Here is a 23,403-nt window from a genome sequence, read left to right on the forward strand (position 1 = left end):
CGGGGGCGGTCCGTCAGGACCGAACCCGGAATCTCGAAGTTCCGGGTTCGATGCTCCACATCGCCCGGAACGACGGTTGGCTAGATTCCCAGTTTCTGAATCTTGTGCGTCCCGCGCGCGAGCGAGACGTGCTTGGTTTCCATGTAGAAATCGAACGAATAGTCGCCGCCGTCGCGGCCGATGCCCGAGGCCTTCATGCCGCCGAATGGCGTCGGCAGATGGCGGACGTTTTCCGAGTTGAGCCAGAGCATGCCGGCTTCGAGCGCATCCGCCACGCGCAGCGCGCGGCCCATGTCGCCGGTCCAGACATAGCCGGCGAGACCGTACTGTACGCCGTTGGCAATCTCGATGGCATCAGCCTCGTCGCGGAACGGGATCACGGTCAGGAACGGACCGAACACTTCCTGTTGCGCGACGCGCATCGTGGCATTGGCGCCGGTCACCAATGTCGGCTGCACATAGTGTCCGCCGCCTGGACCCTCATGCGGCTTGCCGCCGACCGCGATGGTGGCGCCGTCCTGCCTCGCGATGTCGAAATAGCTGCAGACCTTGACGAGATGCCGCTCATGGATCAGCGGCCCGATTTCGGTCGCTGGATCGAGCGGGTGACCGACCTTCAGCGCCTTCACCCGCGCCGTCAGCTTCTCGATGAACTTGTCGGCGATGCTCTGCTGCACCAGCAGGCGGCTGGAGGACGTGCAGCGCTCGCCATTGAGCGAGTAGATCATGAACACGACCGCATCAAGCGCGCGGTCGAGATCGGCATCGTCGAACACGATCACCGGGTTCTTGCCGCCGAGCTCGAAATGCACGCGCTTCAGGGTCGGCGCGCCCTGCGCCATGATCGCCGAGCCCGTCGCGCTCTCGCCGACAAAACCGATCGCCTTGATGGCGGGATGTTCCGTCAGCGCCTTGCCGGCGTCCTCGCCGAAGCCGTGCACGGTGTTGAACACGCCATCGGGGATGCCGGCCTGCTCTGCGAGCTTGACCAGCAGGTCAGCGGTCACCGGTGACCATTCCGCCGGCTTGTGCACGACCGTGCAGCCCGCAGCGAGCGCCGGCGCGATCTTCCAGGTCGAGAGCATGAACGGCGTGTTCCACGGGGTGATCACGCCGACCGGGCCGATCGGCACGCGGGTCGAGATGTTCCAGTGCTCTTCGCTCGGCGCGTTCAGGCCGTCACGGGCCTCGGCGCATTTGTCGGCAAAGAAGCGGAAGTTCTCGGCGGCGCGGATCGCGGCCTTGGCCATGAAGCGGTGCGCCTGACCGGTATCGATGCATTCGAGCACGGCGATGTCGTCGGCACGCTCCTCGATCGCATCGGCCACGCGATGCAGGAGCTTGCGGCGCTGTGCCGCCGGCACGTCCCGCCAGGCCTTGAAGGCGCGGGCAGCAGCGGTTGCGGCGCGATCGATATCTTCCGCATTGCCCTTTGCGACCGACGCCAGCACCGTGCCGTCGATCGGCGACTTCGTCTCGAAAGTCTGGCCCGTCACCGACGGCACGACCTTGCCGTCGATCATGTGTCCGATGCCTTCGGCCTTCAGCTTGGCAAGCAGGGGGACTGCGCGGTCGCGATTGGCCTGGAACAGGTCTGCGGATTTCTGGTTGGCCTTATCCATTGACGGTCTCCACTTTCAGCGCTTCATGGATGTTGTTGCGCTTCCAGCTCGTCTCCTTGTCGTTGACCTGCATATCGAACGACAGCGCGAACTTGGCTTTGGCGAACACCGGATCGAGATGGGCCGACAGCACCTTGAAGATGTGCTCGCCGGCCTTCTTGCGGGTGGCGAGATCGCGGCCTTCGCCGAGCCGCAGCACCATGTCGACGAAGCCGTAGTTCTTGCGCCCGTCGGCGATCGCATAGTGCTCGCATTTGACGGCGCGGACGCGGATGCCGCCGAGCGGGAAGATGCCGGTTTCGATCGCTGCCTTGCGCACCACTTCGACGGTCTCGGCCATGTCGACGAGACCGTCGAGATTGGCGGAGTATTCAAGCGTGAAGTGCGGCATGAGCAGTCTCCTTGCGATTGCGTCCGGCGTCAGGCGAAGTAGCAGCTCACGGAACCGTAAGCTCCATAGTCGGCCTGAATCGTGTCGCCTTTGCGGGTCTCAATCGGGCGGATGAAGGAGCCCGCCAGCACCACCTGGCCGGCCTCCAGCGCGAGCCCGTTGGGCGCGATCTTGTTGGCGAGCCACGCCACCGCGGTCGCCGGATGGTTCAGCACGCCGGCGGCGAGCCCGGTTTCCTCGAGCTGCCCGTTGCGGAAGCAGAGCGCGCCGATCCAGCGCAGATCGGCGTCCAGCGGGCGGATCGGCCGCCCGCCGAGCACGATGCCGGCATTGGCGGCATTATCGGCGATGGTGTCGAAGATCTTGCGCGTCGCCTTGGTCTCGCGATCGACGCGCTCGACGCGCGTATCCAGGATTTCAAGCGCCGGCACCACGAAGTCGGTGGCGTTGAGCACATCGAACAGCGTGCAGTTCGGTCCCGCCAGGCGATGCTTCATCACGAAGGCGAGCTCGGCTTCGACCCGGGTCCCGATGAAACGATCGCTCGGCACCAGTCCGCCATCGGCAAAGAACATTTCGTCGAGCAGGATGCCGGAGTCGGGCTCGTCGATGTTGAGCGCGCTCTGCATCGCTTTCGAGGTCAGGCCGATCTTGTGGCCCTTGATGACGCGGCCCTGCGCCACCTTCATCTCGACCCAGGCCTTCTGAATCGCGTAGGCATCTTCAAGGGTGATGCCGGGATATTGCAGTGAGAGCTGGCGGATCTGCTTGCGGGTCTTTTCCGCCTGGTCGAGCCTTGCGGCGGCAGTGCGGATATCGTCCTGGGAGAGGGCCATCGTGATACCCAAATTTAGGATGTCGGGAGATGATTAACATGTTAAGTGAATTCCCGCAAACTGAATCGAGTTATGCTGCAACGCAAAAATTCGTGGCAGTGGATTGAGCAATGGCGCGCAAGAAATCATCGAACGACCTGCGATCAGCGCCGACCGAGGCCGGGTCACCCCGCCGCGCGCCGATGCGCGAATTCTCGCGCTCGCTGCCGATGTTACTGCTCCGGGCGCGCGAAGCCGTGATGCGGCAATTCCGCCCCTCGCTGCGCAATCATGGGCTGACCGAGCAGCAATGGCGGATCCTGCGCGCACTCACTTCCGTCGACGAGATCGAAGTCACCGAGCTCGCGCGCGTGGCGTTCCTGCTCGGGCCGAGCCTGTCGCGAATCCTGCGCGATCTCGAGGCCCGTCAGTTGATCGAGCGCAAGGCGGCGGAGAACGACCTGCGGCGCGCGGTCGTCTCGATCTCGACCAAGGGCCTGAAATTGATCGAGGTGGTGGCGCCGACATCGGAAGCCATCTATGCCGCGATCACCCGGCGCTACGGGGCGCGCAAGCTTGCGGAGCTCCAGGACATGCTGGGCGCGCTGGAGGCGAGTCTGGCCGGAATGACCTCCGCCGATGATGATGAGGTCGAGGCCGACGAGTAGCCAAGACTCGCACGATGGTGTGCGGCAATCTAGGCCATACAATCTAGGCCATATAAGGCACGCGCGAAATTACGTTGATTGCGCGGAATTCGGCGATCCAGCCGGCAACCTTCGAGTGGGACCATTCGATATGGCGGCGCAACGTCGCGGCCGCCGCGTCGCCGTCGCGCGCGCGCAATGCTTCAATGATCACCAGATGCTCATCCATGAAGGAATCGATCTGCGGCGCGGTCAAGGCCACCTGGATGTGCTTGCCGATCACGAAGGCGCAGTGGGTGCGCTTGAGGGCTTCGATCATCTCGCGATTGGTGCCGTAACCCAGGCACTGGATATGGAGATGACCCTCGATCTCGTCGAGCTCGGCGACGCCGACGCGGTCGCGGAACCGGATTCCCTCGCGCAGCCGCTCCGCCATCTTGTCCAGCAGCGCCGCCGGAATCCTCGTAGCAGCGGATTTCAGCAGGAGCGGCTCGAGGGTTGCCCGCACCTCGAAGATGTCGCGGACGCGGTCCTCGTCCAATGGCACCACATACCAGTGGGCCTTGGCGCCTTTCTCCAGGATTCCGATCGCCTGCGCACGTAGCAGCAGGTTGCGGGCAACCGTGCGCCCCACCCGGAAATGCCGCGCCAATGCGAGCTCACTGACTCGGAAGCGTCCGAACAGCGACCGGTAGATGATTTCGCGTTCGAGCTCGTAATAGAGGGCGTCCCAGGCATCGCTTCGCACCGCCTCGACCGGCCCGTCGGTCAGCCCCAGCATTTCCGGCGTGATCGGGACGCGCCGGGGTTCGACCTTGCGTTTGCCGGCGATCACGCCACGGCCGTCGAACCGGCGCACCAGGCCGATATGCTCCAACTGCTCGAAGGCCTGCCGTACCGGGGAGCGGCTGGAGCCAAACAAGGTCGCAATCGCCGATTCGGAGAGGACGGTGCCGGCCGGAACGTCACCGGTGCGGATGCGCTTTGCCAATGCATTCTTGATCAGCGCATAGGCCGGCTGTTTCCGTCTGGTCCGCGATTTCGCTCTTGGCATCGACATGGATGGCTGCCCTGCCGGTCACACTATCACGTGATCGGGCCGTGGTCGCTCGTTGCAGGCATTTACGCACCGTTCATGATGAACTTTTGACTATTGCGTGCAATGTGCAATCATGATTAGCTGCCTTATACGCCTAGATTGATGATCGCCGTTGCACGTCGGGTGCGCTGCAGCGGCGCAAACGTTTGTTCGTTGCGCTGCGCAATGGCCATGGGTGGGGCAACAAGTCTACGCGTCTAGCTCGTTTCAATGCAGCCGACATGCAAGCTCGGCGTTATACAGGGAGGATTGAATGAAACTGACGAGACGTGAGTTTTCCGCCGGTTTGGCGGCAGGTCTCGCTGCTCCTGCGCTGCTCCGTAGCGCGTGGGCCCAAGGCGCGACCATCAAGATCGGCATGTGCGCGCCCGTCACCGGTCCCGCGGCAGAATCCGGCGGTTACGCCATCAAGGGCGCCAAGTTGGCGCTCGAGGCCGTCAACAAGGCCGGCGGCATCCTTGGCAAGCAGGGCGAACTGATCATCGAGGACGATCAGACCACCAACCCCGGCATCGTGCTCGCGTTTTCCAAGCTCGCCGCCCAGTCCGACATCGTCGGCTTCCTCGGCTCGATCCGTTCGACCCAGGTCCATGCGATGGCGCCCGACGTGCTGAAGCTCGGCAAGCCCGTGATGATCGGCGGCACCGATCCGAATCTCACCCACATGGGCAACAAGTGGCTATTCCGCTTCCGCCCGAACGACAGCTATTCGGGCCGCGTGATCGCCGAATACGGCGTCAACACGCTCGGCAAGAAGAAATGGGCCGTGCTGCATTCGACCGACGCGTTCGGCACCGCCGGCGGCAAGGCGCTGACCGAAGCGCTGCAGACGCTCGGCGCGCCGCCGGTGCTGGACCAGGGCTATGCCAACCAGAGCCAGGACTTCACGCCCGTCGTGCTTGCGATCAAGCAGTCGGGCGCGGATATCCTCGGTTCCTATTTCACCTTCGAGAACGATCTCGGCATCTTCGCCCGCCAGTTGCGTCAGCTCGGCGTGAATATTCCGTGGGTCGGCTCGCCCTCAATCGTCAATATCACCGCGCTCAAGCTTGCCGGTCCTGCGCTCTACAACACCTACGGCGTCGCCGACTATGCGGAGGATTCCTCCGACGCCTCGAAGGCGTTCGGCAAGCTCTATCGCGATGCGGTCAAGGTCGCGCCCGACAACCAGAGTGCCTGGACGTATGACGCCGTCACCGTCCTGGCCACCGCGATCAACAAGGCCGGCTCGACCGAGCCCGAGAAGATCCGCGAGGCGATCCTGGCGATCAAGAAATTCCCGGGTGCCGAGGGCGAATACAATTTCGACCAGAACGGCGACGGGCTTCACGGCTACAACATCGTGAAGAACGACAAGGGCAAGATCGTCTTCGACAAGCATATCGAATCCAACGGCTGATGCGGGTGCGGGCCTCTCCGGCAATAGCCGGGGAGGCCGCGCCGGCCAGCCGTTGAAACGATTTATCCTTCAACCGAACGCTTGTCATGGATCTGGTTCTTCAACTCCTGTTCACGGGCATCGGCATCGGCGCGGTCTACGCGCTGGTCGCGCTCGGCTTCGTGCTGATCTTCCGCGCCACCAACGTCGTGAACTTCGCGCAAGGCGAATTCTCGATGGTGGCGGCCTATCTGATGGTGGTGTTCGCCGTCGATCTTGGCTGGCCCTATTGGCTGTCGTTCCTGATCGCGCTCGCCGGCATGGCGCTGCTCGGCGTCATCTTCAATCTCGGCGTCTACTATCCGTTGCGCCACCGCACCTATCTGCCCGTGATCATCGCCACCATCGGCGCCTCGATCCTGCTCTCCAATTCCGTGCTCGCGATCTACGGCCCGCAGCCGCAGGTGCTGCAGGGCTGGTTCGATACGCCCGGCATCCAGCTCGGCCCGGTCTATCTCGACAGCCAGTATCTGTTGATCATCGGCGTCACGATCCTGCTGGTGCTATTCAATTTCTGGTTCTTCGAGAAGACGCTGCTCGGCAAGAAGCTGCAGGCGACCTCGCAGGACAAGGAAATGGCCTCGCTGCTCGGCATTTCCGTCTCCACCATGATCATGATCACGTTCATCTATTCGGCGGTGCTCGGCGGTCTCGCCGGCATCCTGGTCGCGCCTGTGCTGTTCGTGTCGATCCAGATGGGCTCGACGATCGCACTGAAGGCGTTTGCCGCCACCATCATCGGCGGCTTCGGCGATGTGGCGGGCGCCATCATCGGCGGCCTTGCGCTCGGCGTGATCGAGACCTTCGGCGCCGCCTATATCTCGGTGCCATACAAGGATGGCTTCGCCTTCCTGGTTCTGATCGCCTTCCTGATCTTCCGGCCGCAGGGCATCTTCGGCGAACGCGTCGCGGAGAAAGCATGAGCGTCAGCGACAACATTCAGATCCCTGCGCCTGCGGTGCGCTCGAAGCCGCTGGTCATCCGTCACTTGCCGTATTTCATCGGCGCCGCCGTGTTGGTCGCGCTTGCCGCCAGCATGGGATTCGACGGCTACGTTCTCAATATCCTGTTGCAGGCGACGACCTTCTCGATCGCGGTGTTCGGGTTGTCGGTTGTGCTCGGCCTCTGCGGCCAGATCAATCTGGCGCAGGCGACATTCTTCGGCTTTGGCGCCTATGCGGTTGGTCTAGGCACGACCGACCTGCACATGAGCTTCTGGCCCTGCCTGGTCGGCGGCTGCGCGGTTGCGCTGATTGCCGGCGCGTTCCTCGGCATGTCGACGCTGCGGCTCGGCGGCCACTATTTGGCGATGGTGACGATCTCGTTCCAGCAGATCGTGACGCTGGTGATGATCAATGCCATCGGCCTGACCCACGGGCCGGACGGCGTCGCCAACATCCAGCGGCCGGCGCTGTTCCAGAGCTCGCAGAGCTATCTCGCCTTCTGCGTCGCGGTGCTGGCGATCGTCGGCTACCTCGTCTGGCACCTGCCGGACACCAAGCTCGGCCGCGCCATGCGCGCGGTGCGTGACAACGAGCTCGCGGCCGGCGTCAACGGCATCGACGTATTCCGCACCAAGGTCTACGCCTTCGGCATCTGCGCGCTGCTCGGCGGCCTGGCCGGCGGTCTGTTCGCGGGCGGCTTCGCCTATGTCAGCCCGGATCAGTTCTCGTTCGCGGAATCGATCGGTTTCCTGACCATGTCGCTGCTCGGCGGCGTGGCCTCGCCGATCGGCGCAGCGATCGGTACGGGCCTTCTGATCCTGATCCCGGAATGGCTGCGCTTCCTCAAGAGCGTGCCGGGCCTTTATCTCGCGATCTACGGCCTGTTCGTGATCCTCATCATCCGCTTCATGCCCGACGGCATCTGGGGCTTCGTCTCGGATGCCTTCACGCGCTGGCGCGCGCGCACCAAGGCGCCGCCGGCTGCCGCCGCGCTGCAGCTCAAGCCCGCGACCGCGGGTGGCGACATCGTGCTTGAGGTGACCGGGCTCTCGAAGCACTTCGGCGGCCTCAAGGCGGTCGACGGCGTCGATATCGCCGTGAAGCGCGGCGGCGTGCATGCGCTGATCGGTCCCAACGGCTCCGGCAAGACCACGACGCTCAACGTGCTGTCCGGCCTCTACAAGGCCACCGCGGGCAAGATCGTGCTCGACGGCACCGACATCACCAACATGGCGCCGCACCAGCGCACGGCGGCGGGCCTCGGACGTACCTTCCAGAACATCCGCCTGTTCCGCTCGATGACGGCGCTGGAGAACGTCGAGATCGGCGCGGAGCGTCCCGGCAACACCATGATCGGGAAGGGCGAGGACGCGCTGACCGAACGCGCGATGGAGGCCTTGACCTTCGTCGGCCTCGGCAACCGGGCCAACGAGCTGATCTCGAGCTTCTCCTACGGCCACCAGCGCCTGATCGAGATCGCACGCGCGCTGGCGTCCAATCCGACGCTGTTGCTGCTCGACGAACCGGCCGCCGGCCTCAACTCGACCGAGAAGCTCGAGCTGCACGAACTGCTCAAGCGCATCGCGGCGCAGGGCCTCACCATCCTGATCATCGATCACGACATGACGCTGGTCTCGGAAGCCGCCCAGCACATCACGGTGCTGAACTTCGGGCGCCGCATCGCGGACGGCGAATCCATGGCGGTGCTGCGCCATCCCGACGTCGTCTCCGCCTATCTCGGGAGCGAATGATGCCGCTGCTCGAAATCCGCAATCTCGTGGTCCGCTACGGCGAGATCGAGGCGCTGCGCGGCGTCACCATCGCCGTGGAGCAGGGCCAAGTGGTGACGCTGCTCGGCGCCAACGGCGCCGGCAAGTCGACCACGCTGCGCGCGATCAGCGGTCTCGCCAAGCCAACCTCGGGCGATATCATCTTCGACGGTCAATCGATCGCGGGCCTCGGGCCGGAAGCGATCGTCCGGCTCGGCATTTCGCACGTGCCGGAAGGCCGCCGCATATTTCCGGGCCTCACCGTGAAAGAGAACATCATGCTCGGCGCGTCGAACCGGAAGGTGTCCCCGTCGCAGATCTCGCGCGAGGCGGACGCGATGTTCGACCTGTTCCCGGAGATCCGTACGTTCTCCAATGCGCTCGGCTGGACCTTGTCCGGCGGTCAGTTGCAGATGGTCGCGGTCGCGCGCGGCCTGATGGCCAAGCCGCGACTCCTGCTGCTGGATGAACCCTCGCTTGGGCTGGCGCCAGTGATCGTGCAGGCCGTCTTCCGCATCATTTCGCAGATCAGGAAGGACACCACGGTCTTGCTCGTCGAGCAAAATGCGCGCATGGGACTTTCGGTCGCCGATCACGGCTTCGTCCTGGAAACCGGGCGGATCGTGCTGGGCGGCAAACCCGACGAATTGTGGGGCAACGAAGCCATCGCCGCGGCCTATCTTGGCGGTCACGCCAAGGCTCGTGCCTAAAGCTACGTGATCCGGAAATGTTGGTCCCGGCTTTCCGATCAGATCATGCTTCAACAACCGAGCGAGCTAGTCTTTCATGGTCACCATCAAGGTTGAGAACCTCATCAACTTCGTCTCCGAGGTCTTTTCCCATTCGGAATCCTCTCCGGAAGAGGCGCGGCGCATCGCGACCTACCTGACGACCGCGAACCTCACCGGCCATGACAGCCACGGCGTGATCCGCGTGCCGGTCTATGTCCGCTGGAAGAAGATGGGCTCGATCGTGCCGAACCAGACGCCGGAGGTCGTGGTCGATACGCCGTCGCTCGCCGTGGTCGACGGCAAGTTCGGCTACGGCCAGACCGTCACGCCGATCGCGGTCAGGATCGGCATCGAGAAGTGCAAGAAGGCAGGGCTTGCCGCGGTCGCGCTGCGCAACTCAGGCCATCTTGGCCGCGTCGGCGACTGGGCCGAAATGGCGGCCGCGGAAGGTCTCGTCTCGATTCATTTCGTGACCGCGGCAGGCTCGCTGTTGGTCGCGCCTTATGGCGGCGTCGAAAAGCGCCTGTCCACCGCGCCGTATTGCGTCGGCATTCCGCGGCAGGGCCAGGATCCGATCGTGCTCGATTTCGCCACCTCCGTCGTCGCTGAGGGCAAATGCCTGGTTGCAAGCCGCGGCGGCAAGAAGCTGCCGACCGGCGCACTCGTCGATGCCGACGGCACGCTGAGCGAGGATCCGCACGTGCTGTATGGCCCATACACGCCCGACGGTCCGCGCGATCACACCAAGGGCACCGGCGCGATCCGCGCCTTCGGCGATCACAAGGGCTCGGGCCTTGCCTTCATCTGCGAATTGCTCGGCGGCGCGCTCACAGGCACAGGTGCGACGTCGTGGGACCGGCGTTTCGCCAACGGCATGATGGCGTTCTACATCGATCCCAAGGTGGTCGACACCAGCAATTTCTTCGACGGAGAAATCACCCGCTATACCGATTTCATCCGCGCCACCAAGCCGATCGCGGGCACGGATTCCGTGCTGGTTCCGGGCGATCCCGAGCGGAAAACCCGCGCCGAGCGCACCAGGAACGGCATCCCCTTGCCTGACGACACCTGGGCGGCGATAGTGAACACCGCGCGCGAAGTCGGCGTCAGCGAAGTCTCTATCCAGCGGGCGACCAGCTAAGGCTCGCCCTCCAAGAAACGCGAAAAGGAAACGCGATCAATGGCAAACAAGGTCAAACAGGTCTGGGCATCGGGCAAGGCGGTGGTGAACGCGTGGCTCGCGATCCCGTCGGGATTTTCGGCCGAGGTGATCGCGCAGTGCGGCTTCGACAGCGTCACCGTCGACATGCAGCATGGCGTGCAGGACTATCTCTCGATGGTGCAGTGCTTCCAGTCGATGCATGCCCACCCGGTCACGCCGATGGTCCGCGTGCCCTGGAATGAGCCCGGTATCATCGGCAAGGTGCTCGATGGCGGCGCCTACGGCGTGATCTGCCCGATGGTCAACACGCCGCAGGAAGCCAAGAACCTCGTTTCCTATTCCAAGTATCCGCCGAAGGGCGTGCGCTCCAACGGTCCGATCCGCGCCGGCATGTACGGCTCGGCCGGCACCTACCAGCAGACCGCGAATGACGAGATCGTACTGCTGCCGATGATGGAGACCAAGACTGCGGTCGAGAACATGGAAGCGATCCTCGATGTTGAGGGCATCGACGGCGTCTATATCGGCCCGTCCGACCTCGGCTTCTCCTACGGCCTGGTGCCGAAGCTCGATCGCGACGAGCCGGAGATCCTGAAGATCTACGAGAAGATCATCAAGGAGTGCGGCAAGCGCGGCCTCAACCCGGGCATCCATTGCTCCGGCGCGGAAGGCGCGGTGCGCGCGATCAACATGGGCTTCAAGCTCGTGACGCTGTCGAACGAGGTCGGCCTGATGCAGACCTACGCCAAGATGCAGGTCAACCAGACCCGCGAGAAGTCCGGCGGCAAGGCGTAAGCTCGCCGGCAAAGCGTTAAGCTCTGCTCCCTCGCCCCGCTCTTTGCCGGGAGAGGGCTGGGGTGAGGGGCTTCCATCCGCCGAGCACCGTCATTGCAATTGGCACTTTGCCTTGCCCCTCACCCGGATCGCTGTCGCGATCCGACCTCTCCCCGTAAAGGGCGGGGAGAGGTGAAGAACTCCAAAGGAGAACCCACATGGCCCCGGCACAAGTGATCCGCCTGCATCCCGACGACAGCGTCCTGATCGCGCGCGCGAGCCTGCCGCCGGGGTTGGTGGTGGCCGACGGCGTTACTACGGTCGACCGCATTCCGGCCGGCCACAAGGTCGCGATCAAGCCGATTGCGCAGGGCGAGCCGATCAAGCGCTACGGGCAGATCATCGGCTTTGCGACGCAGCCGATCGCGCCGGGCCAGCATGTGCACACGCAGAACTGCGGCATGGGCGATTTCGACAAGGACTATGCCTATGGTGTCGACGTCAAGCCGGTGCCGAATTTCGATCTGCCGGCGACCTTCGACGGCATCCGCCGTCCCGATGGGCGCGTCGCCACGCGCAACTATATCGGCATCCTTACCTCGGTGAATTGCAGCGCCCATGTCGCGGGCCTCGTCGCCGACGTCTTCAAGAAGAACCCGTTCACCGGCGACAATCCGCTGGCCGACTTTCCCAATGTCGACGGCGTCGTCGCGCTGACCCACAAGACCGGCTGCGGCATGACCCAGGACGAGCCGCTGGCGCTGCTTCGCCGCACGCTCGGCGGCTATGCGCGGCACGTGAATTTCTCCAACGTCATCGTCCTCGGCCTCGGCTGCGAGGTGAACCAGATCGGCGGCCTGATGCAGGAACAGAAGCTAGCCGGCCGTCTGCGTGCGATGGACATCCAGGAGGTCGGTGGCACCCGCAAGACCGTGGAGGCCGGCGTCGCCTTCGTGAAGGAAGCGCTCGCCGACGCCAACAAGGTCAAGCGCGAGCCCGTGCCGGCGAGTGAACTCACCGTCGCCCTGCAATGCGGCGGCTCGGATGGTTACTCGGGCGTGTCGGCCAATCCGGCGCTGGGCGCGGCGAGCGATCTGTTGGTGCGTCACGGTGGAACGGTCATCCTGTCGGAGACGCCGGAGACCTATGGCGCTGAGCATCTGTTGACCCGCCGCGCCGTCAGCCGCGAGGTCGGCGAGAAGCTCGTCGGCCTGATGCGGTGGTGGGAGGAATACACGAGCCGCGAGGGCGCCGAGATGAACGCCAATCCGAGCCCCGGAAACAAGGCCGGCGGTCTCACCACCATCCTGGAGAAGTCGCTCGGCGCGATGGCGAAGGCCGGCAGCACCAACCTCGTCGACGTCCTGCACTATGCCGAGCCGGTGACCAAGAAGGGCTTCGTGTTCATGGACACGCCCGGCTACGATCCGGTCGCCGCGACCGGGCAGGTGGCCGGCGGCGCCAACCTGGTCTGCTTCACCACCGGCCGCGGCAGCGTGTTCGGTTGCAAGCCCGCGCCGTCGATCAAGCTTGCCACCAACACGCCGATGTACAAGCGGATGGAAGACGACATGGACGTCAATTGCGGCACCATCCTTGACGGCGAGGAGAGCGTGCAGGAATGCGGCCAGCGCATCTTCGACCTCATCCTCAAGACCGCGTCGGGCCAGCCGACCAAGAGCGAGAGCTTTGATTTCGGCGGCGCCGAGTTCGCGCCCTGGGTGTTAGGGGCGACGATGTAGCGCGATCGCGTAGCCCGGATGGAGCCGGCATGCCGCTGGACGAATCGGTAGCCTACGCCGCATGACGTTCACGCGAGCCGTTGCGCCCGGCGGGGCTGACGACCACGCGATCGCGGCCCGCGTGCTTGGCCTCATAGAGCGCAAGATCTGCGGCCGAAACGAGGTCGTGCAAGGCGCCTTCCTCGGCCGGTGTCATACAGGCCAATCCGATGCTCACGGTCGGCAACTCATGCTGGGTTTCGCGGAACGCTGCCATGAGCTCACGAATCCGGTTTGCAATCTCCAGCGCGCCGGCCCTGCCGATGCCGGGCAGCAGCACGGAGAATTCCTCGCCGCCATAACGTGCGCCGAGGTCGGACGCGCGCTTGATGCTCGTCGCGATGCATTGGCCCACGGTGGCCAGCACCGCATCGCCGGCCTGGTGCCCGTAGGTGTCGTTGAAGGCCTTGAAGTGATCGACATCGATCATCAACAGCGAGAGCGGTGCTTGTGCGCGCAGGCCGCGGCGCCATTCGACGGCCAGCGTCTCGTCGAGCCGCCTGCGGTTGGCGAGCCCGGTCAATCCGTCGGTGCCGGCGAGGTGTGCCAGCTGAGTTTCCGCGGCGGCCCGCCGCTTCACGGCGGCCACCAAATAGAACATCAGCACGATCGCGAAGCTGCCAAGTGCAACGACCACGATGCTGATCAGCCAGAATTGCTGCCACCAGTCCGCATAGATGCCGTCGAGCGCGAGGCCCTCGGCGATCAGCAGCGGGCGGTTCCCGATCTGCTGGAAGACGTAGAGCCGATTGACGTGATCGACGATCGAATTCGATGTATAGGACCCGGACCGCTGGCGCGGAAACAGCCGGAACACCTGGGCATCCCTGATGCTTTGGCCGATGCGATCGATCTCGAACGGCGTGCGCATCAGCATGGTGCCGTCGCTATTGAACAGCGCCATGCTGTCAAGAGGTCCGAAATTTAGCTTCCGGAACAGGTTGTGGAAGTAGCTGAGCCGCATGCTGCCGGCAACCACGCCGGCGAAGGAGCCGTCATTATTGCTGATGCGCCGGCTTAGGCTGATCAGATACTCTCCCTCCGATGTCACCCAGGGAGGGCTGATGAATAGTCCGGCATCCGATCGTGCCCGGTGTATCCGGAAGAAATCATGATCAGCGAAATTCGCCTTCCGGGGCGTCAGCGTCGTGGAATCGAGAATGACGTTGCCGGCGGTGTCGAGGACGAGGATTGAGCCCAGATCCTTGGCAGTCGCAGCCCGGTCGAACAGCACGACCTGGCGAAGCCCAGGGCTGATGCTATTGATCTCCGGAAGCTTCTCGCCGTCGGCGACCGCCTGTAGCGAGAGATCGTAGAGCTCGATGTTGCGCTCGATTTCGCTTGCGATGGAGGCGATCAAGTTTGTCGCGCCTTCCTTCGCGTGCTGGTAGTCCTTCTGCGCCATCTCCCAGAGGATGGACGCGCAGACGACTGAAAAGCCCAGAACGAGGCCGATGCCGAGCGCAAGGAGCCGTTTGGCTGGCACCGCTTTCGGCCGAGGCAAAAGCCCGTCCATGACTCGCTTCCAAATTCCGCGCCCCCGCGCTTTGGCTTTTCTGATAGGGGCATCAAATTGAAAAAGCCGGCGCGAACAGCTGGCAATTTATGCGAGCCGGTTAGGGTGTCGTTAACCGTAGCGGAGAGAATGCGGCGTCGCGCCGACCCTGCGCTCAGGTCCCGGTCCGTCGCATCCCGTCGGCGGCATCGGTGCGCAGGTTGCGGAAGAATTGCTCGACCTCGCGCGACAGCGTTTCGGCGGTCGCGGTCAGGTCGTTCGATGCCGTGAGCACCGATTCCACAGCCTTGCTGGTCTGGCCGATGTCGTCGCGAAGCGAGCCGATGTTTGCGACCAGCGTCTCGTTGCCTTGCGCGGCCATCTGCGCGTTGACCGAGATCCCGCGCGTGGCTGTATCCTGCTGGCCGACGGCGGCGGCGATCGTCGAAGTGACATCGCTGATCTCGCGCACGGCGTGGCCGATCTCGCGGACGGCGCCGACCGAGTTGCGGGTCGAGGTCTGGATCAGGCTGACATTCTCGCTGATTTCGGCGGTGGCTTTCGCGGTCTGCGCGGCCAGCGCCTTGACCTCATGTGCGACGACGGCAAAGCCGCGTCCGGCCTCGCCAGCGCGCGCGGCCTCGATCGTGGCGTTGAGGGCGAGCAGGTTGGTCTGCTCGGCGATCGCCTGGATCAGGTTGAGCACGCCGTCGATGCGCTGGGTGGTGGCGGCAAGGCCCTCGATCTCGCTGATCGATTTGTCGGTGCGCGCACCTGCCTGCTCGACCGCAGCGGAGGATTGGTTCACCTGCCGGCCGATCTCCTGGACCGAAGCGGAGAGTTCCTCGGCGGCGCCGGCCACGGCGGAGACGTTGCTTGAGGCCTGCTCGGTCGCGCTCGCCGCCGTAACGGCACGTCCGCTCGCATTCGCTGCGACGCTCGCGATGGTCTGCGCGGTGTCGCGCATCGTGGCCGCATTGTCGTGCACCGCCCGAAGCACCGAGCCGATCGTGCCGCGGAACGCCTCCACCGAGGTCTCGATGTGCCGGCTGCGGGCGTCGCGCGCCTCGGAGTCCTGCACGACCTGCGCATTGAGGCTGCGGTTGCGTTGCATCGCCTCCTGGAAAACCTTGATGGCGCGCGCCAGGGCGCCGATCTCATCGCCGCGGCCGATATGCGGAACATCGACGTGGTTAGCGCCCTCGGCCACGCGCTTGATGGTCGCGGTGATCTGCGACAGCGGGCGTGCGACCGAGCGGGCGATGATCAGCACGCCGAGCACAACCACGATCAGGGCCACGGCGCCGAGGCAAGTCAGGACAAGGGCCATGTCGCGGTTGACGGCGGCCTGCCGCGCGAGCCTCTTGCTGCGTTCGGCGTAGACCCTGGACAGCGCTTCGAGATCCTTGTTCAGGGCGGAGCGCACCTGGCGGTTGGCGTCGTTGTCGCCCCATTCGCGTCCGGCGGCGGCGCCGATCTCGACGCCGCGGCGGACCAACTCCTTGCGGAAATCGACAAACTGCTCAATGCGCTTCTTGAACGTCGCGAACTGCTCGGCGTCGTCGGCCTGCACCAGCGCTTCCCAGTTCCTGACCACGGCGAGGATCTGTTCGTTGAACTTCAACAAGCCATCGCCATATTTCTTCACTGTCGCCGGTTCGGTCGACATGTAGATGCCACGTGATTCCATCACCACGGCATAGACCAGCGAGTTGACCCGCTCGACGTTGAGCGCGGCGCGGCTCGCGAGGTCGACGGCCTCGGTCAGTTCCGCGTTCCGCCGCGTGTTGTGGTCGGACAGGAAAGTGATGGCTGCGGTCAGCGCCGCGATCAGGGCGAAGATCGAGTACAGCTTGGCTGCGAGCGAGAATCGGGATGCCATGGGACGCCGGAGAGAGGAGGTCGGGAGACGTTCGAGATGGGCATCAAGGGCACCCCAGCAGGTCGGCGAACCCCTTCGCCGATCAAAAATTATGCAGAATCTTCATGGAGGATTCCTTAATGCGCGAGCTTTTCGCAGTTGCAACCTGCGAGGTTTGACGAGTGATGCCAGGCGTTTACTCTGATGCTGCGAGTTCCGCTGGAGGCGCGCGGCAGCGTTGCTGGAACCTTGCAGGCATCTGCCAGTCATCATCGACGCTTCAGGGGAGCTGTTAGCAAAGAGGTGCTACGCTGCGCCGTCCCGCCTCCCTCCGAGACCCGAAATGCCATGGTCTACCGTCACACCGTCTTCGCAACCTCATACGTCTTCGATGACCTGCGCGAATTGCTCGCCAAGGCGACGCCGCCGCGTTCCGGTGACCGGCTGGCCGGCATCGCGGCCGACAGCGCCGAGGAGATGATAGCCGCACGCCTCGCGCTGGCCGACGTTCCGCTCAGTCAGTTCCTCAACGAGCCGGTGGTCCCCTATGAGGACGACGAGGTCACCCGTCTGATCCTCGACAGCCATGACGTTGCGGGATTTGTGCCGATGTCGTCGCTCACCGTCGGCGGCTTCCGCGACTGGCTGCTGTCGGACACCGCGACCGCCGACGCCCTGACGAAGATCTCGCGCGGCGTCACGCCGGAGATGGTGGCGGCGGTCTCGAAGCTGATGCGCAACCAGGACCTGATCCTGGCCGCGCGGAAGTGCGAAGTGACGACCCGCTTCCGCAATACCATCGGCCTGCGCGGGCGGATGAGCGTAAGGCTGCAACCCAACCATCCCTTCGACGACGCGCGCGGCATCACTGCATCGATCCTCGACGGACTCCTGCTCGGATCGGGCGATGCCTGCATCGGTATCAACCCGGCGAGCGACGATCCCAACGTGATCGCGGCCTTGCTGCGGCTGCTCGATGACATCATCACGCGGCTGGAGATCCCGACGCAAAGTTGCGTGCTCACGCATGTCACGACCACGCTCGGCCTGATCGGGCAGGGACTGCCGGTCGATCTCGTCTTTCAGTCGATCGCCGGCACCGAAGCCGCCAACCGCAGCTTCGGCGTCGACCTCTCGATCCTGCGGGAAGCGCGCGAGGCGGCACGCTCGCTGCACCGCGGCACGGTCGGCGACAATGTCATGTATTTCGAGACCGGGCAGGGGGCGGCGCTGTCGGCCAACGCGCACCACGGGGTCGATCAGCAGACCTGCGAGGCGCGGGCCTATGCGGTGGCGCGCGCGTTCGATCCGCTGCTCGTCAACAGCGTGGTCGGCTTCATAGGTCCGGAATACCTCTATGACGGCAAGGAAATCATTCGTGCTGGGCTCGAGGATCACTTCTGCGGCAAGTTGCTCGGCCTGCCGCTCGGTGTCGACGTCTGCTACACCAATCACGCCGAGGCCGACCAGAATGACATGGACAATCTCCTGACATTGCTGGCGGCCGCCGGCGTCACATTCATCATGGGCGTTCCGGGCGCCGACGATGTGATGCTGAACTACCAGTCGACCTCGTTTCACGATGCGCTCTATATCCGCGACCTGTTCGGCCTGAAGCGGGCGCCCGAATTCGACGACTGGCTAATGCGCGCCGGCCTTGCGGGTCAGGACTTTCGCCTAGTTGGCGACGCGGGGCAGCTGCCCGAATTTGCTTCCAGGCTGCTGGCCTGACGCGAAAACGGACTCCTCCGTAGCAACCTTCCCGACGTTGTGACGTTAGCAGGTGCCACAATGTTGAAGAATTTCTGGCCCACCGTTCAATGGCGTGGTTAGATTTGTTGGTGCTTCGCTTGAGGATGTTTGATGAGAGCTGAAGGCATTGAGACGGTGCGGCGTATCCTCTGCGTCTTTCCGCGCTATACGTCGGCCTTTGGTACCTTCGAGTATTCCTATCCGCTCACCGACGGCGTCAAGGCGTTCATGCCGCCGCAGGGGCTGTTGCTGATCGCTGCCTATCTGCCCGAGAGCTGGTCGGTCCGCTTCATCGACGAGAATCTGCGTCCGGCGTCGGATGATGATTTCGCGTGGGCGGACGCCGTGTTCGTCAGCGGTATGCACATCCAGCGCCAGCAGATGAACGACATCTGCCACCGCGCCCATGACCATGACCTACCGGTCGCGATCGGCGGCCCGTCGGTCAGCGCCTGCCCGGACTATTATCCGTCGTTCGACTACCTCCATGTTGGCGAGCTCGGCGACGCCACCGACGAGCTGATCCGGCGCCTGGCGAAGGATACTCGGCGTCCGGACGCGCAGGTGGTGTTGAAGACCGTCGACCGCGTGCCGATGACGGACTTTCCGCTGCCGGCCTATGAACTGGCCGAAACGAAAAAGTACTTCCTCGGCAGCATCCAGTTTTCGTCCGGCTGCCCGTATCAGTGCGAGTTCTGCGACATCCCCAGCCTCTATGGCCGCAATCCGCGCCTGAAGACACCACAGCAGATCGTCGCCGAGCTCGACAAGCTGCGCGCATGCGGCATGACCGATACGATCTACTTCGTCGATGACAATTTCATCGGCAACCGCAAGGCGGCGGTCGAGCTGCTTCCGCACCTGATCGAGTGGCAGAAGCGGACCGGCTACGTCACCCGGCTTGCCTGCGAGGCGACGCTCAACATCGCCAAGCGGCCGGAGATCCTGGAGAAGATGCGTGAAGCGTACTTCGTCACGATCTTCGTCGGCATCGAGACGCCCGACCCCGACGCGTTGAAGGCAATGCACAAGGATCAGAACATGATGGTCCCGATCCTGGAGGGCGTGCACACCATCAATTCCTACGGGATGGAGGTGGTCTCCGGTATCATCATGGGGCTCGATACCGACAAGCCTGAGACCGGTGATGCGCTGCTCTCCTTCATCGACGAGTCCCGCATTCCGCTCCTGACCATCAATCTGCTGCAGGCGCTGCCCAAGACGCCGCTGTGGGATCGCCTCGAAAAGGCCGGGCGGCTGGTCCACGATGATAGCCGCGATTCCAATGTGCAGTTCCTGCTGCCCTACGACGAGGTGGTCAATTCCTGGCGCAAATGCATGGAGGTCGCCTACCAGCCCGAGAAGCTGTACGCGCGCTACCTGTATCAATGTGAATATACCTACGCCAACCGCATCAAGGTGCCGGTCAGCCCGGAGATGAAGAGCTGGGCCAACATCCGGCGCGGCCTGATCATGCTGCGCAACATCTTCTGGAAGGTCGGCGTGCTCGGCGACTACAGGCGCGTGTTCTGGAAATTTGCGCTGGGACGGCTGAAGCGCGGCGACATCGAGGGGCTGATCTCGGCGACGCTGGTCGGGCATCATCTGATCACGTTCGCGCGTGCGGCCTCCAGCGGCCGGCAGAACGCGTCGAACTATTCGATCCGGCTGCGCGAGGCGTCCGTGCCCGCCGAATAGAGCATGAAAGCCCCGGCGCCATCATCACATTCCCTTGCTGATCTCCGCGAGCTGACGCCGGCGCGCGTCGGCCTTGGCCGATCCGGCGCCAGCCTGTCGACCGATGCGCTGCTCTCCTTCACGCTCGACCACGCGCGCGCCCGCGACGCCGTTCACGCCGCCTTCAATGTCGCCGGCATCGCTGCGAGTCTCGCCAGCCTCGGTTTCGCACCGGTCGAGGTGTCGAGCCAGGCACACAGCCGGCGCGACTATCTGCGCCGTCCCGATCTCGGGCGCAGGCTTGATCCCGCAGCGCTGCGAACCCTGGACGGCAGGGGTATCGCCCCGTGCCCCTGCGCCATCGTGATCGGCGACGGCCTGTCGCCGACCGCGGTCAACGTCCGCGCCGTCGAGCTGCTCCGGCATCTCGTCCCGCGACTCGCCGCGGACAAGATCGAGGTCGGCGCGGCGGTTATCGCGTCCGGGGCGCGGGTCGCGCTCGGTGACGAGATCGGCGCCGTCATCGGCGCGCGCATGCTCGTCATGCTGATCGGCGAACGGCCAGGCCTTTCGGCGCCCGACAGCCTTGGCGCCTATCTCACCTTCGCGCCGCGCATCGGGCTGACCGACGCCGAGCGCAACTGCGTCTCCAATATTCACGGTGCCGGGCTGAGCTACCCGGAGGCCGCATTCAGGATTTCCTGGCTTGTACGCGAGGGCCTGGCACGCCAGATCACGGGAGTCGCACTGAAAGATGAAAGCGGCGGTGGATCGTCTCGGAATGCGTTACCAGGGTGTGACAAATCAGCTACTTAATGGTTGTTTTCGGCGGTTCCCCGCCGATTCGACACCATGCTCGCGCTTGCGAGCATGGTGGTGGGCCTGTAAACAGGCGCCGGTCAATATTCGCGTGTTTTCAAGGACTAGCGCCGATCGGCTGCGCCCACGAGCCTCATTCGCGCCTGAGGACCCAACACCCAAGCTAGATTGAGCCGTTTTCAGAACTGGACAGGGCATGCTCGAAAAGAATTCCGAAAGTCAGGTCCACGTCGAGAAGGTCGAAGAGCCGCGGTCTGGGCCGAGCATTGCGTTCGGGATCGAGCGCCTCGGCCTGATCCCAATGCGGGCGCCGATCCTGTCCTGCATCGTTCTCGTCCTCCTGCTGATCGGCGCCGTGTTCGGCGTCCAACGGATCAAGATCGACGACTCGCTGTCACAGCTATTCCGGTCCAACTCCAAGGACTTCAAGCAGTACGAGGCGGTCACCAAGCGCTTCCCTTCGACCGAATTCGACGTTCTGGTCGTGGTCGAAGGCAAGACGCTGCTCGCGCGTGACAATCTCCAGAAGCTGCGCGACATGGTCACCGACCTTCAGCTCGTCGATGGGGTCCGCGGCCTCGTTTCGCTGTTCTCAGCGCGGCAGGCGCCGGCGCCCGGCAAGCTGCCGGCGGCGCTGTTCCCGAATGAGCTGCCGCAAGGGGAGGCCTACGACAAGTTCATCGAGACCGTCAAAAGCAACGAGATCATCCGCGGCAAGCTGTTGTCGGAAGACGGCACGCTTGCGCTGATCGTGTTGTCGCTCGAGCCCAAGGTGGTCAGCAGCAACAAGCTCAGCGATGTGGTCGGCGACATCAGAAAGATCATGGCCGAAGATCTCGGCGGCAGCGGGCTCAATGCCGAACTCTCCGGTGTGCCGGTCATGCAGCTCGAAATCCGCAACGCGGTCGAGCGCGACGGACTGACCTACAATATCCTCGGCATCCTGGCCGGCTGCATCATCGCGATCGTCTTCTTCCGCAAGATCTCCTTCATGGTGGCGGCGGCATTTCCACCGATGATCGCGATCCTGCTCGCGCTCGGCGGCCTCGGCTGGGCCAATTTCAATCTCAACATGTTCCTCAACGTGATGACGCCGCTCATCATGGTGATCAGCTTCTCCGATTCGATGCAGCTCACCTTTGCGGCGCGCGACCGGCTGATCGCGGGCCAGGACAAGTTCACTGCCTTCAAGAACGCGGTGCTGGTGGTAGGTCCCGCCTGCGTGCTGACCCACGGCACCGCGGGCATCTCGTTTATCGCGCTGCAGTTCTCGGATTCCGACCTGATCCGCAAATTCGGCGAGGCGGGCCTTGCCGCCACAATCATCGCGTTGATCGCGGTGTTGAGCCTTGTGCCGGTGTTCGGCGTGCTGTTCGTGCGCAACGAGCGGATCTTCGCGGTCAAATTCCAGAGCGCCGACGCCGGCGTGCAGGCGCTGCGAAATTTCTGCTACTGGATCGCCGTGCGCATGGTCGGCCGTCCCGGGCTATTCAGCCTGATCGCGCTGCTCGTCGTCGGCAGCCTCGGCCTCATCTACGCCAACCTGCAGCCGCGCTACCGGCTTGCCGATCAGGTGCCGGACAAGCGGCAGGCCGTGGCCGCGTCGAACCGCCTCGACGCCAAGCTGACCGGCGCCAACCCGATCGACGTGCTGATCCAATTCCCGCAAGGAGCCTCGCTGTACGCGCCGGAGACGCTGAAGACGATCGCCGACGTCCATGCGATGGTCGAGAAGACCGCCGGTGTCGGCAACGTATGGTCGCTGGAGACCCTGCGCCGTTGGCTTGTGGAGAAGGCCGGCACAACGGACGTCAATACGTTGAAGGAATATGTCGACCTGATCCCCGAACACCTGGTGCGTCGCTTTATCGATAAGAACCAGGACGCGGTGGTGGTGTCGGGCCGCGTGCCTGACCTCGATTCCAGCCAGATCCTGCCGGTGGTCAACAAGCTCGACCATGAGCTCGACAAGGTGCGCGCCGAGCATCCCGGCTATGAGATCGCGGTCACCGGCCTCTCGGCGATCGCCGCGCGCAACAGCGCCAGCATGATCGAGAAGCTCAATCGGGGCCTTACCGTGGAGTTCGCGCTGGTCGCGATCTTCATCGGACTGGCGTTCCGCTCGATCGTGGTGATGTTCTCCTGCATCCTGCCCGGCATCTTTCCCGTGGTGCTGTCGGGCACCGTGCTGTGGCTGATGGGGGAGGGGCTGCAATTCGCCAGCGTCGTGGCGCTCACGGTGTCGTTCGGCCTTGGCCTGAGCGCCACCATCCACTTCCTCAACCGCCTGCGGCTTGAGACCAAGCCCGGCGTGACGCCGCAGCTTGCGGTCGAGCGCGCCACGGTCCTGGTCGGTCCGGCGCTGATCCTGACCACGGTGGTGCTGGCCTGCGGCCTCGTCGTCACCGTGTTCTCCGACCTGCCGTCGCTGCGCCTGTTCGGCTGGCTCAGCGCGTTCTCGATGGTTGCGGCGCTGGTCGCGGATCTCTTCATCCTGCGGCCGACCTCGATGTTCCTGATCAACCTGTCGCAAAGGCTCCGCGGCAAGGGCGGGCAGCCGGCGCCGATCGAGAAGGCCTGACAAAAAAGCCCCGGATCCGCTCGTTTCGGATCCGGGCCTTTTGTC

The 23,403-nt window shown here is 64.1% G+C and carries 18 protein-coding genes; 12 read left to right on the forward strand and 6 right to left on the reverse strand.

The annotated features are described in order from the left end of the window. Nucleotides 1-80: 80 nt before the first annotated feature. Genes hpaE through hpaH form a run of 3 tightly spaced genes read right to left on the reverse strand, consistent with a single transcriptional unit; the run spans nucleotide 81 to nucleotide 2,849 of the window. Nucleotides 81-1,622, reverse strand: coding sequence for a 5-carboxymethyl-2-hydroxymuconate semialdehyde dehydrogenase (gene hpaE / locus MTX23_RS12075; protein ID WP_280976860.1), 1,542 nt, complete (start codon nucleotides 1,620-1,622; stop codon nucleotides 81-83). Further along, a complete protein-coding gene (locus tag MTX23_RS12080; RefSeq protein WP_280976861.1) occupies nucleotides 1,615-2,013 on the reverse strand; it encodes a 5-carboxymethyl-2-hydroxymuconate Delta-isomerase in 399 nt (132 codons plus the stop codon). Before MTX23_RS12080 ends, hpaE begins: the two co-directional genes overlap by 8 nt. A 29-nt stretch (nucleotides 2,014-2,042) precedes the next feature. After that, complete coding sequence (gene hpaH, locus MTX23_RS12085; RefSeq protein ID WP_280976862.1) at nucleotides 2,043-2,849, reverse strand: 2-oxo-hept-4-ene-1,7-dioate hydratase; 807 nt, start codon at nucleotides 2,847-2,849, stop codon at nucleotides 2,043-2,045. Nucleotides 2,850-2,959: 110 nt separating this feature from the next. Here hpaH and hpaR point away from each other — a divergent pair, with 110 nt between their 5' ends. Further along, nucleotides 2,960-3,496, forward strand: a complete 537-nt coding sequence (gene hpaR / locus MTX23_RS12090) for a homoprotocatechuate degradation operon regulator HpaR (RefSeq protein WP_280976863.1) — start codon at nucleotides 2,960-2,962, stop codon at nucleotides 3,494-3,496. A 43-nt stretch (nucleotides 3,497-3,539) separates the two neighbouring features. Here the strand turns inward: hpaR and MTX23_RS12095 are convergent, their stop codons facing one another. Then, complete coding sequence (locus tag MTX23_RS12095; protein WP_280976864.1) at nucleotides 3,540-4,466, reverse strand: GntR family transcriptional regulator; 927 nt, start codon at nucleotides 4,464-4,466, stop codon at nucleotides 3,540-3,542. A 361-nt stretch (nucleotides 4,467-4,827) separates the two neighbouring features. On the opposite strand from MTX23_RS12095, the gene MTX23_RS12100 reads away from it, so the two are divergent. From MTX23_RS12100 to MTX23_RS12130, 7 genes are all read left to right on the forward strand, one after another. Then, nucleotides 4,828-5,973, forward strand: a complete 1,146-nt coding sequence (locus tag MTX23_RS12100; protein ID WP_280976865.1) for an ABC transporter substrate-binding protein — start codon at nucleotides 4,828-4,830, stop codon at nucleotides 5,971-5,973. 86 nt (nucleotides 5,974-6,059) lie between these two features. Further along, nucleotides 6,060-6,935: a branched-chain amino acid ABC transporter permease gene (locus tag MTX23_RS12105; protein WP_280976866.1), complete on the forward strand. Its 876-nt coding sequence runs from the start codon at nucleotides 6,060-6,062 to the stop codon at nucleotides 6,933-6,935. After that, on the forward strand, nucleotides 6,932-8,707 hold the full coding sequence (locus MTX23_RS12110) for a branched-chain amino acid ABC transporter ATP-binding protein/permease (protein WP_280976867.1): 1,776 nt from the start codon (nucleotides 6,932-6,934) through the stop codon (nucleotides 8,705-8,707). Before MTX23_RS12105 ends, MTX23_RS12110 begins: the two co-directional genes overlap by 4 nt. Further along, the gene (locus MTX23_RS12115; protein WP_280976868.1) at nucleotides 8,707-9,435 is read left to right on the forward strand and encodes an ABC transporter ATP-binding protein; all 729 of its coding nucleotides are present in this window, start codon (nucleotides 8,707-8,709) and stop codon (nucleotides 9,433-9,435) included. The genes MTX23_RS12110 and MTX23_RS12115 overlap by 1 nt, the downstream gene beginning before the upstream one ends. 76 nt (nucleotides 9,436-9,511) lie before the next feature. After that, on the forward strand, nucleotides 9,512-10,597 hold the full coding sequence (locus MTX23_RS12120; protein ID WP_280976869.1) for a malate/lactate/ureidoglycolate dehydrogenase: 1,086 nt from the start codon (nucleotides 9,512-9,514) through the stop codon (nucleotides 10,595-10,597). Between the two features lie 39 nt (nucleotides 10,598-10,636). Next, entirely contained in the window at nucleotides 10,637-11,413 is a 777-nt protein-coding gene (locus MTX23_RS12125) for an aldolase/citrate lyase family protein (protein WP_280976870.1), read from the forward strand. 197 nt (nucleotides 11,414-11,610) lie between these two features. Continuing rightward, complete coding sequence (locus MTX23_RS12130) at nucleotides 11,611-13,134, forward strand: altronate dehydratase family protein (protein ID WP_280976871.1); 1,524 nt, start codon at nucleotides 11,611-11,613, stop codon at nucleotides 13,132-13,134. 52 nt (nucleotides 13,135-13,186) lie between these two features. Here the strand turns inward: MTX23_RS12130 and MTX23_RS12135 are convergent, their stop codons facing one another. After that, on the reverse strand, nucleotides 13,187-14,689 hold the full coding sequence (locus MTX23_RS12135) for a sensor domain-containing diguanylate cyclase (protein WP_280976872.1): 1,503 nt from the start codon (nucleotides 14,687-14,689) through the stop codon (nucleotides 13,187-13,189). Between the two features lie 154 nt (nucleotides 14,690-14,843). Beyond that, on the reverse strand, nucleotides 14,844-16,550 hold the full coding sequence (locus tag MTX23_RS12140) for a methyl-accepting chemotaxis protein (RefSeq protein WP_280976873.1): 1,707 nt from the start codon (nucleotides 16,548-16,550) through the stop codon (nucleotides 14,844-14,846). Between the two features lie 327 nt (nucleotides 16,551-16,877). Here MTX23_RS12140 and MTX23_RS12145 point away from each other — a divergent pair, with 327 nt between their 5' ends. The 4 genes from MTX23_RS12145 to MTX23_RS12160 all read left to right on the forward strand — a co-directional run bounded on the left by MTX23_RS12145 (nucleotide 16,878) and on the right by MTX23_RS12160 (nucleotide 23,358). Next, a complete protein-coding gene (locus MTX23_RS12145) occupies nucleotides 16,878-18,260 on the forward strand; it encodes an ethanolamine ammonia-lyase subunit EutB (RefSeq protein WP_280976874.1) in 1,383 nt (460 codons plus the stop codon). Between the two features lie 132 nt (nucleotides 18,261-18,392). Next, on the forward strand, nucleotides 18,393-19,979 hold the full coding sequence (locus MTX23_RS12150; RefSeq protein WP_280976875.1) for a B12-binding domain-containing radical SAM protein: 1,587 nt from the start codon (nucleotides 18,393-18,395) through the stop codon (nucleotides 19,977-19,979). A gap of 3 nt (nucleotides 19,980-19,982) precedes the next feature. Next, on the forward strand, nucleotides 19,983-20,774 hold the full coding sequence (eutC, locus tag MTX23_RS12155) for an ethanolamine ammonia-lyase subunit EutC (protein ID WP_280976876.1): 792 nt from the start codon (nucleotides 19,983-19,985) through the stop codon (nucleotides 20,772-20,774). 199 nt (nucleotides 20,775-20,973) lie between these two features. Next, entirely contained in the window at nucleotides 20,974-23,358 is a 2,385-nt protein-coding gene (locus MTX23_RS12160; protein ID WP_280976877.1) for an MMPL family transporter, read from the forward strand. The last annotated feature ends 45 nt before the right edge of the window (nucleotides 23,359-23,403 follow it).

Origin of the sequence: Bradyrhizobium sp. ISRA436 (genome assembly GCF_029910015.1) — a bacterium.
Taxonomy (GTDB): Bacteria; Pseudomonadota; Alphaproteobacteria; order Rhizobiales; family Xanthobacteraceae; genus Bradyrhizobium.

Bases quoted from the DNA above. Each gene is read 5' to 3' on its own strand.
- hpaH (WP_280976862.1), bottom strand. From the start codon at position 2,849: ATGGCCCTCTCCCAGGACGATATCCGCACTGCCGCCGCAAGGCTCGAC.
- MTX23_RS12080 (WP_280976861.1), bottom strand. From the start codon at position 2,013: ATGCCGCACTTCACGCTTGAATACTCCGCCAATCTCGACGGTCTCGTC.
- MTX23_RS12110 (WP_280976867.1), top strand. From the start codon at position 6,932: ATGAGCGTCAGCGACAACATTCAGATCCCTGCGCCTGCGGTGCGCTCG.
- MTX23_RS12130 (WP_280976871.1), top strand. From the start codon at position 11,611: ATGGCCCCGGCACAAGTGATCCGCCTGCATCCCGACGACAGCGTCCTG.
- hpaR (WP_280976863.1), top strand. From the start codon at position 2,960: ATGGCGCGCAAGAAATCATCGAACGACCTGCGATCAGCGCCGACCGAG.
- eutC (WP_280976876.1), top strand. From the start codon at position 19,983: ATGAAAGCCCCGGCGCCATCATCACATTCCCTTGCTGATCTCCGCGAG.
- MTX23_RS12125 (WP_280976870.1), top strand. From the start codon at position 10,637: ATGGCAAACAAGGTCAAACAGGTCTGGGCATCGGGCAAGGCGGTGGTG.
- MTX23_RS12160 (WP_280976877.1), top strand. From the start codon at position 20,974: ATGCTCGAAAAGAATTCCGAAAGTCAGGTCCACGTCGAGAAGGTCGAA.
- MTX23_RS12135 (WP_280976872.1), bottom strand. From the start codon at position 14,689: ATGGACGGGCTTTTGCCTCGGCCGAAAGCGGTGCCAGCCAAACGGCTC.
- MTX23_RS12115 (WP_280976868.1), top strand. From the start codon at position 8,707: ATGCCGCTGCTCGAAATCCGCAATCTCGTGGTCCGCTACGGCGAGATC.
- MTX23_RS12140 (WP_280976873.1), bottom strand. From the start codon at position 16,550: ATGGCATCCCGATTCTCGCTCGCAGCCAAGCTGTACTCGATCTTCGCC.
- MTX23_RS12105 (WP_280976866.1), top strand. From the start codon at position 6,060: ATGGATCTGGTTCTTCAACTCCTGTTCACGGGCATCGGCATCGGCGCG.
- MTX23_RS12100 (WP_280976865.1), top strand. From the start codon at position 4,828: ATGAAACTGACGAGACGTGAGTTTTCCGCCGGTTTGGCGGCAGGTCTC.
- MTX23_RS12120 (WP_280976869.1), top strand. From the start codon at position 9,512: ATGGTCACCATCAAGGTTGAGAACCTCATCAACTTCGTCTCCGAGGTC.
- MTX23_RS12145 (WP_280976874.1), top strand. From the start codon at position 16,878: ATGGTCTACCGTCACACCGTCTTCGCAACCTCATACGTCTTCGATGAC.
- hpaE (WP_280976860.1), bottom strand. From the start codon at position 1,622: ATGGATAAGGCCAACCAGAAATCCGCAGACCTGTTCCAGGCCAATCGC.
- MTX23_RS12150 (WP_280976875.1), top strand. From the start codon at position 18,393: ATGAGAGCTGAAGGCATTGAGACGGTGCGGCGTATCCTCTGCGTCTTT.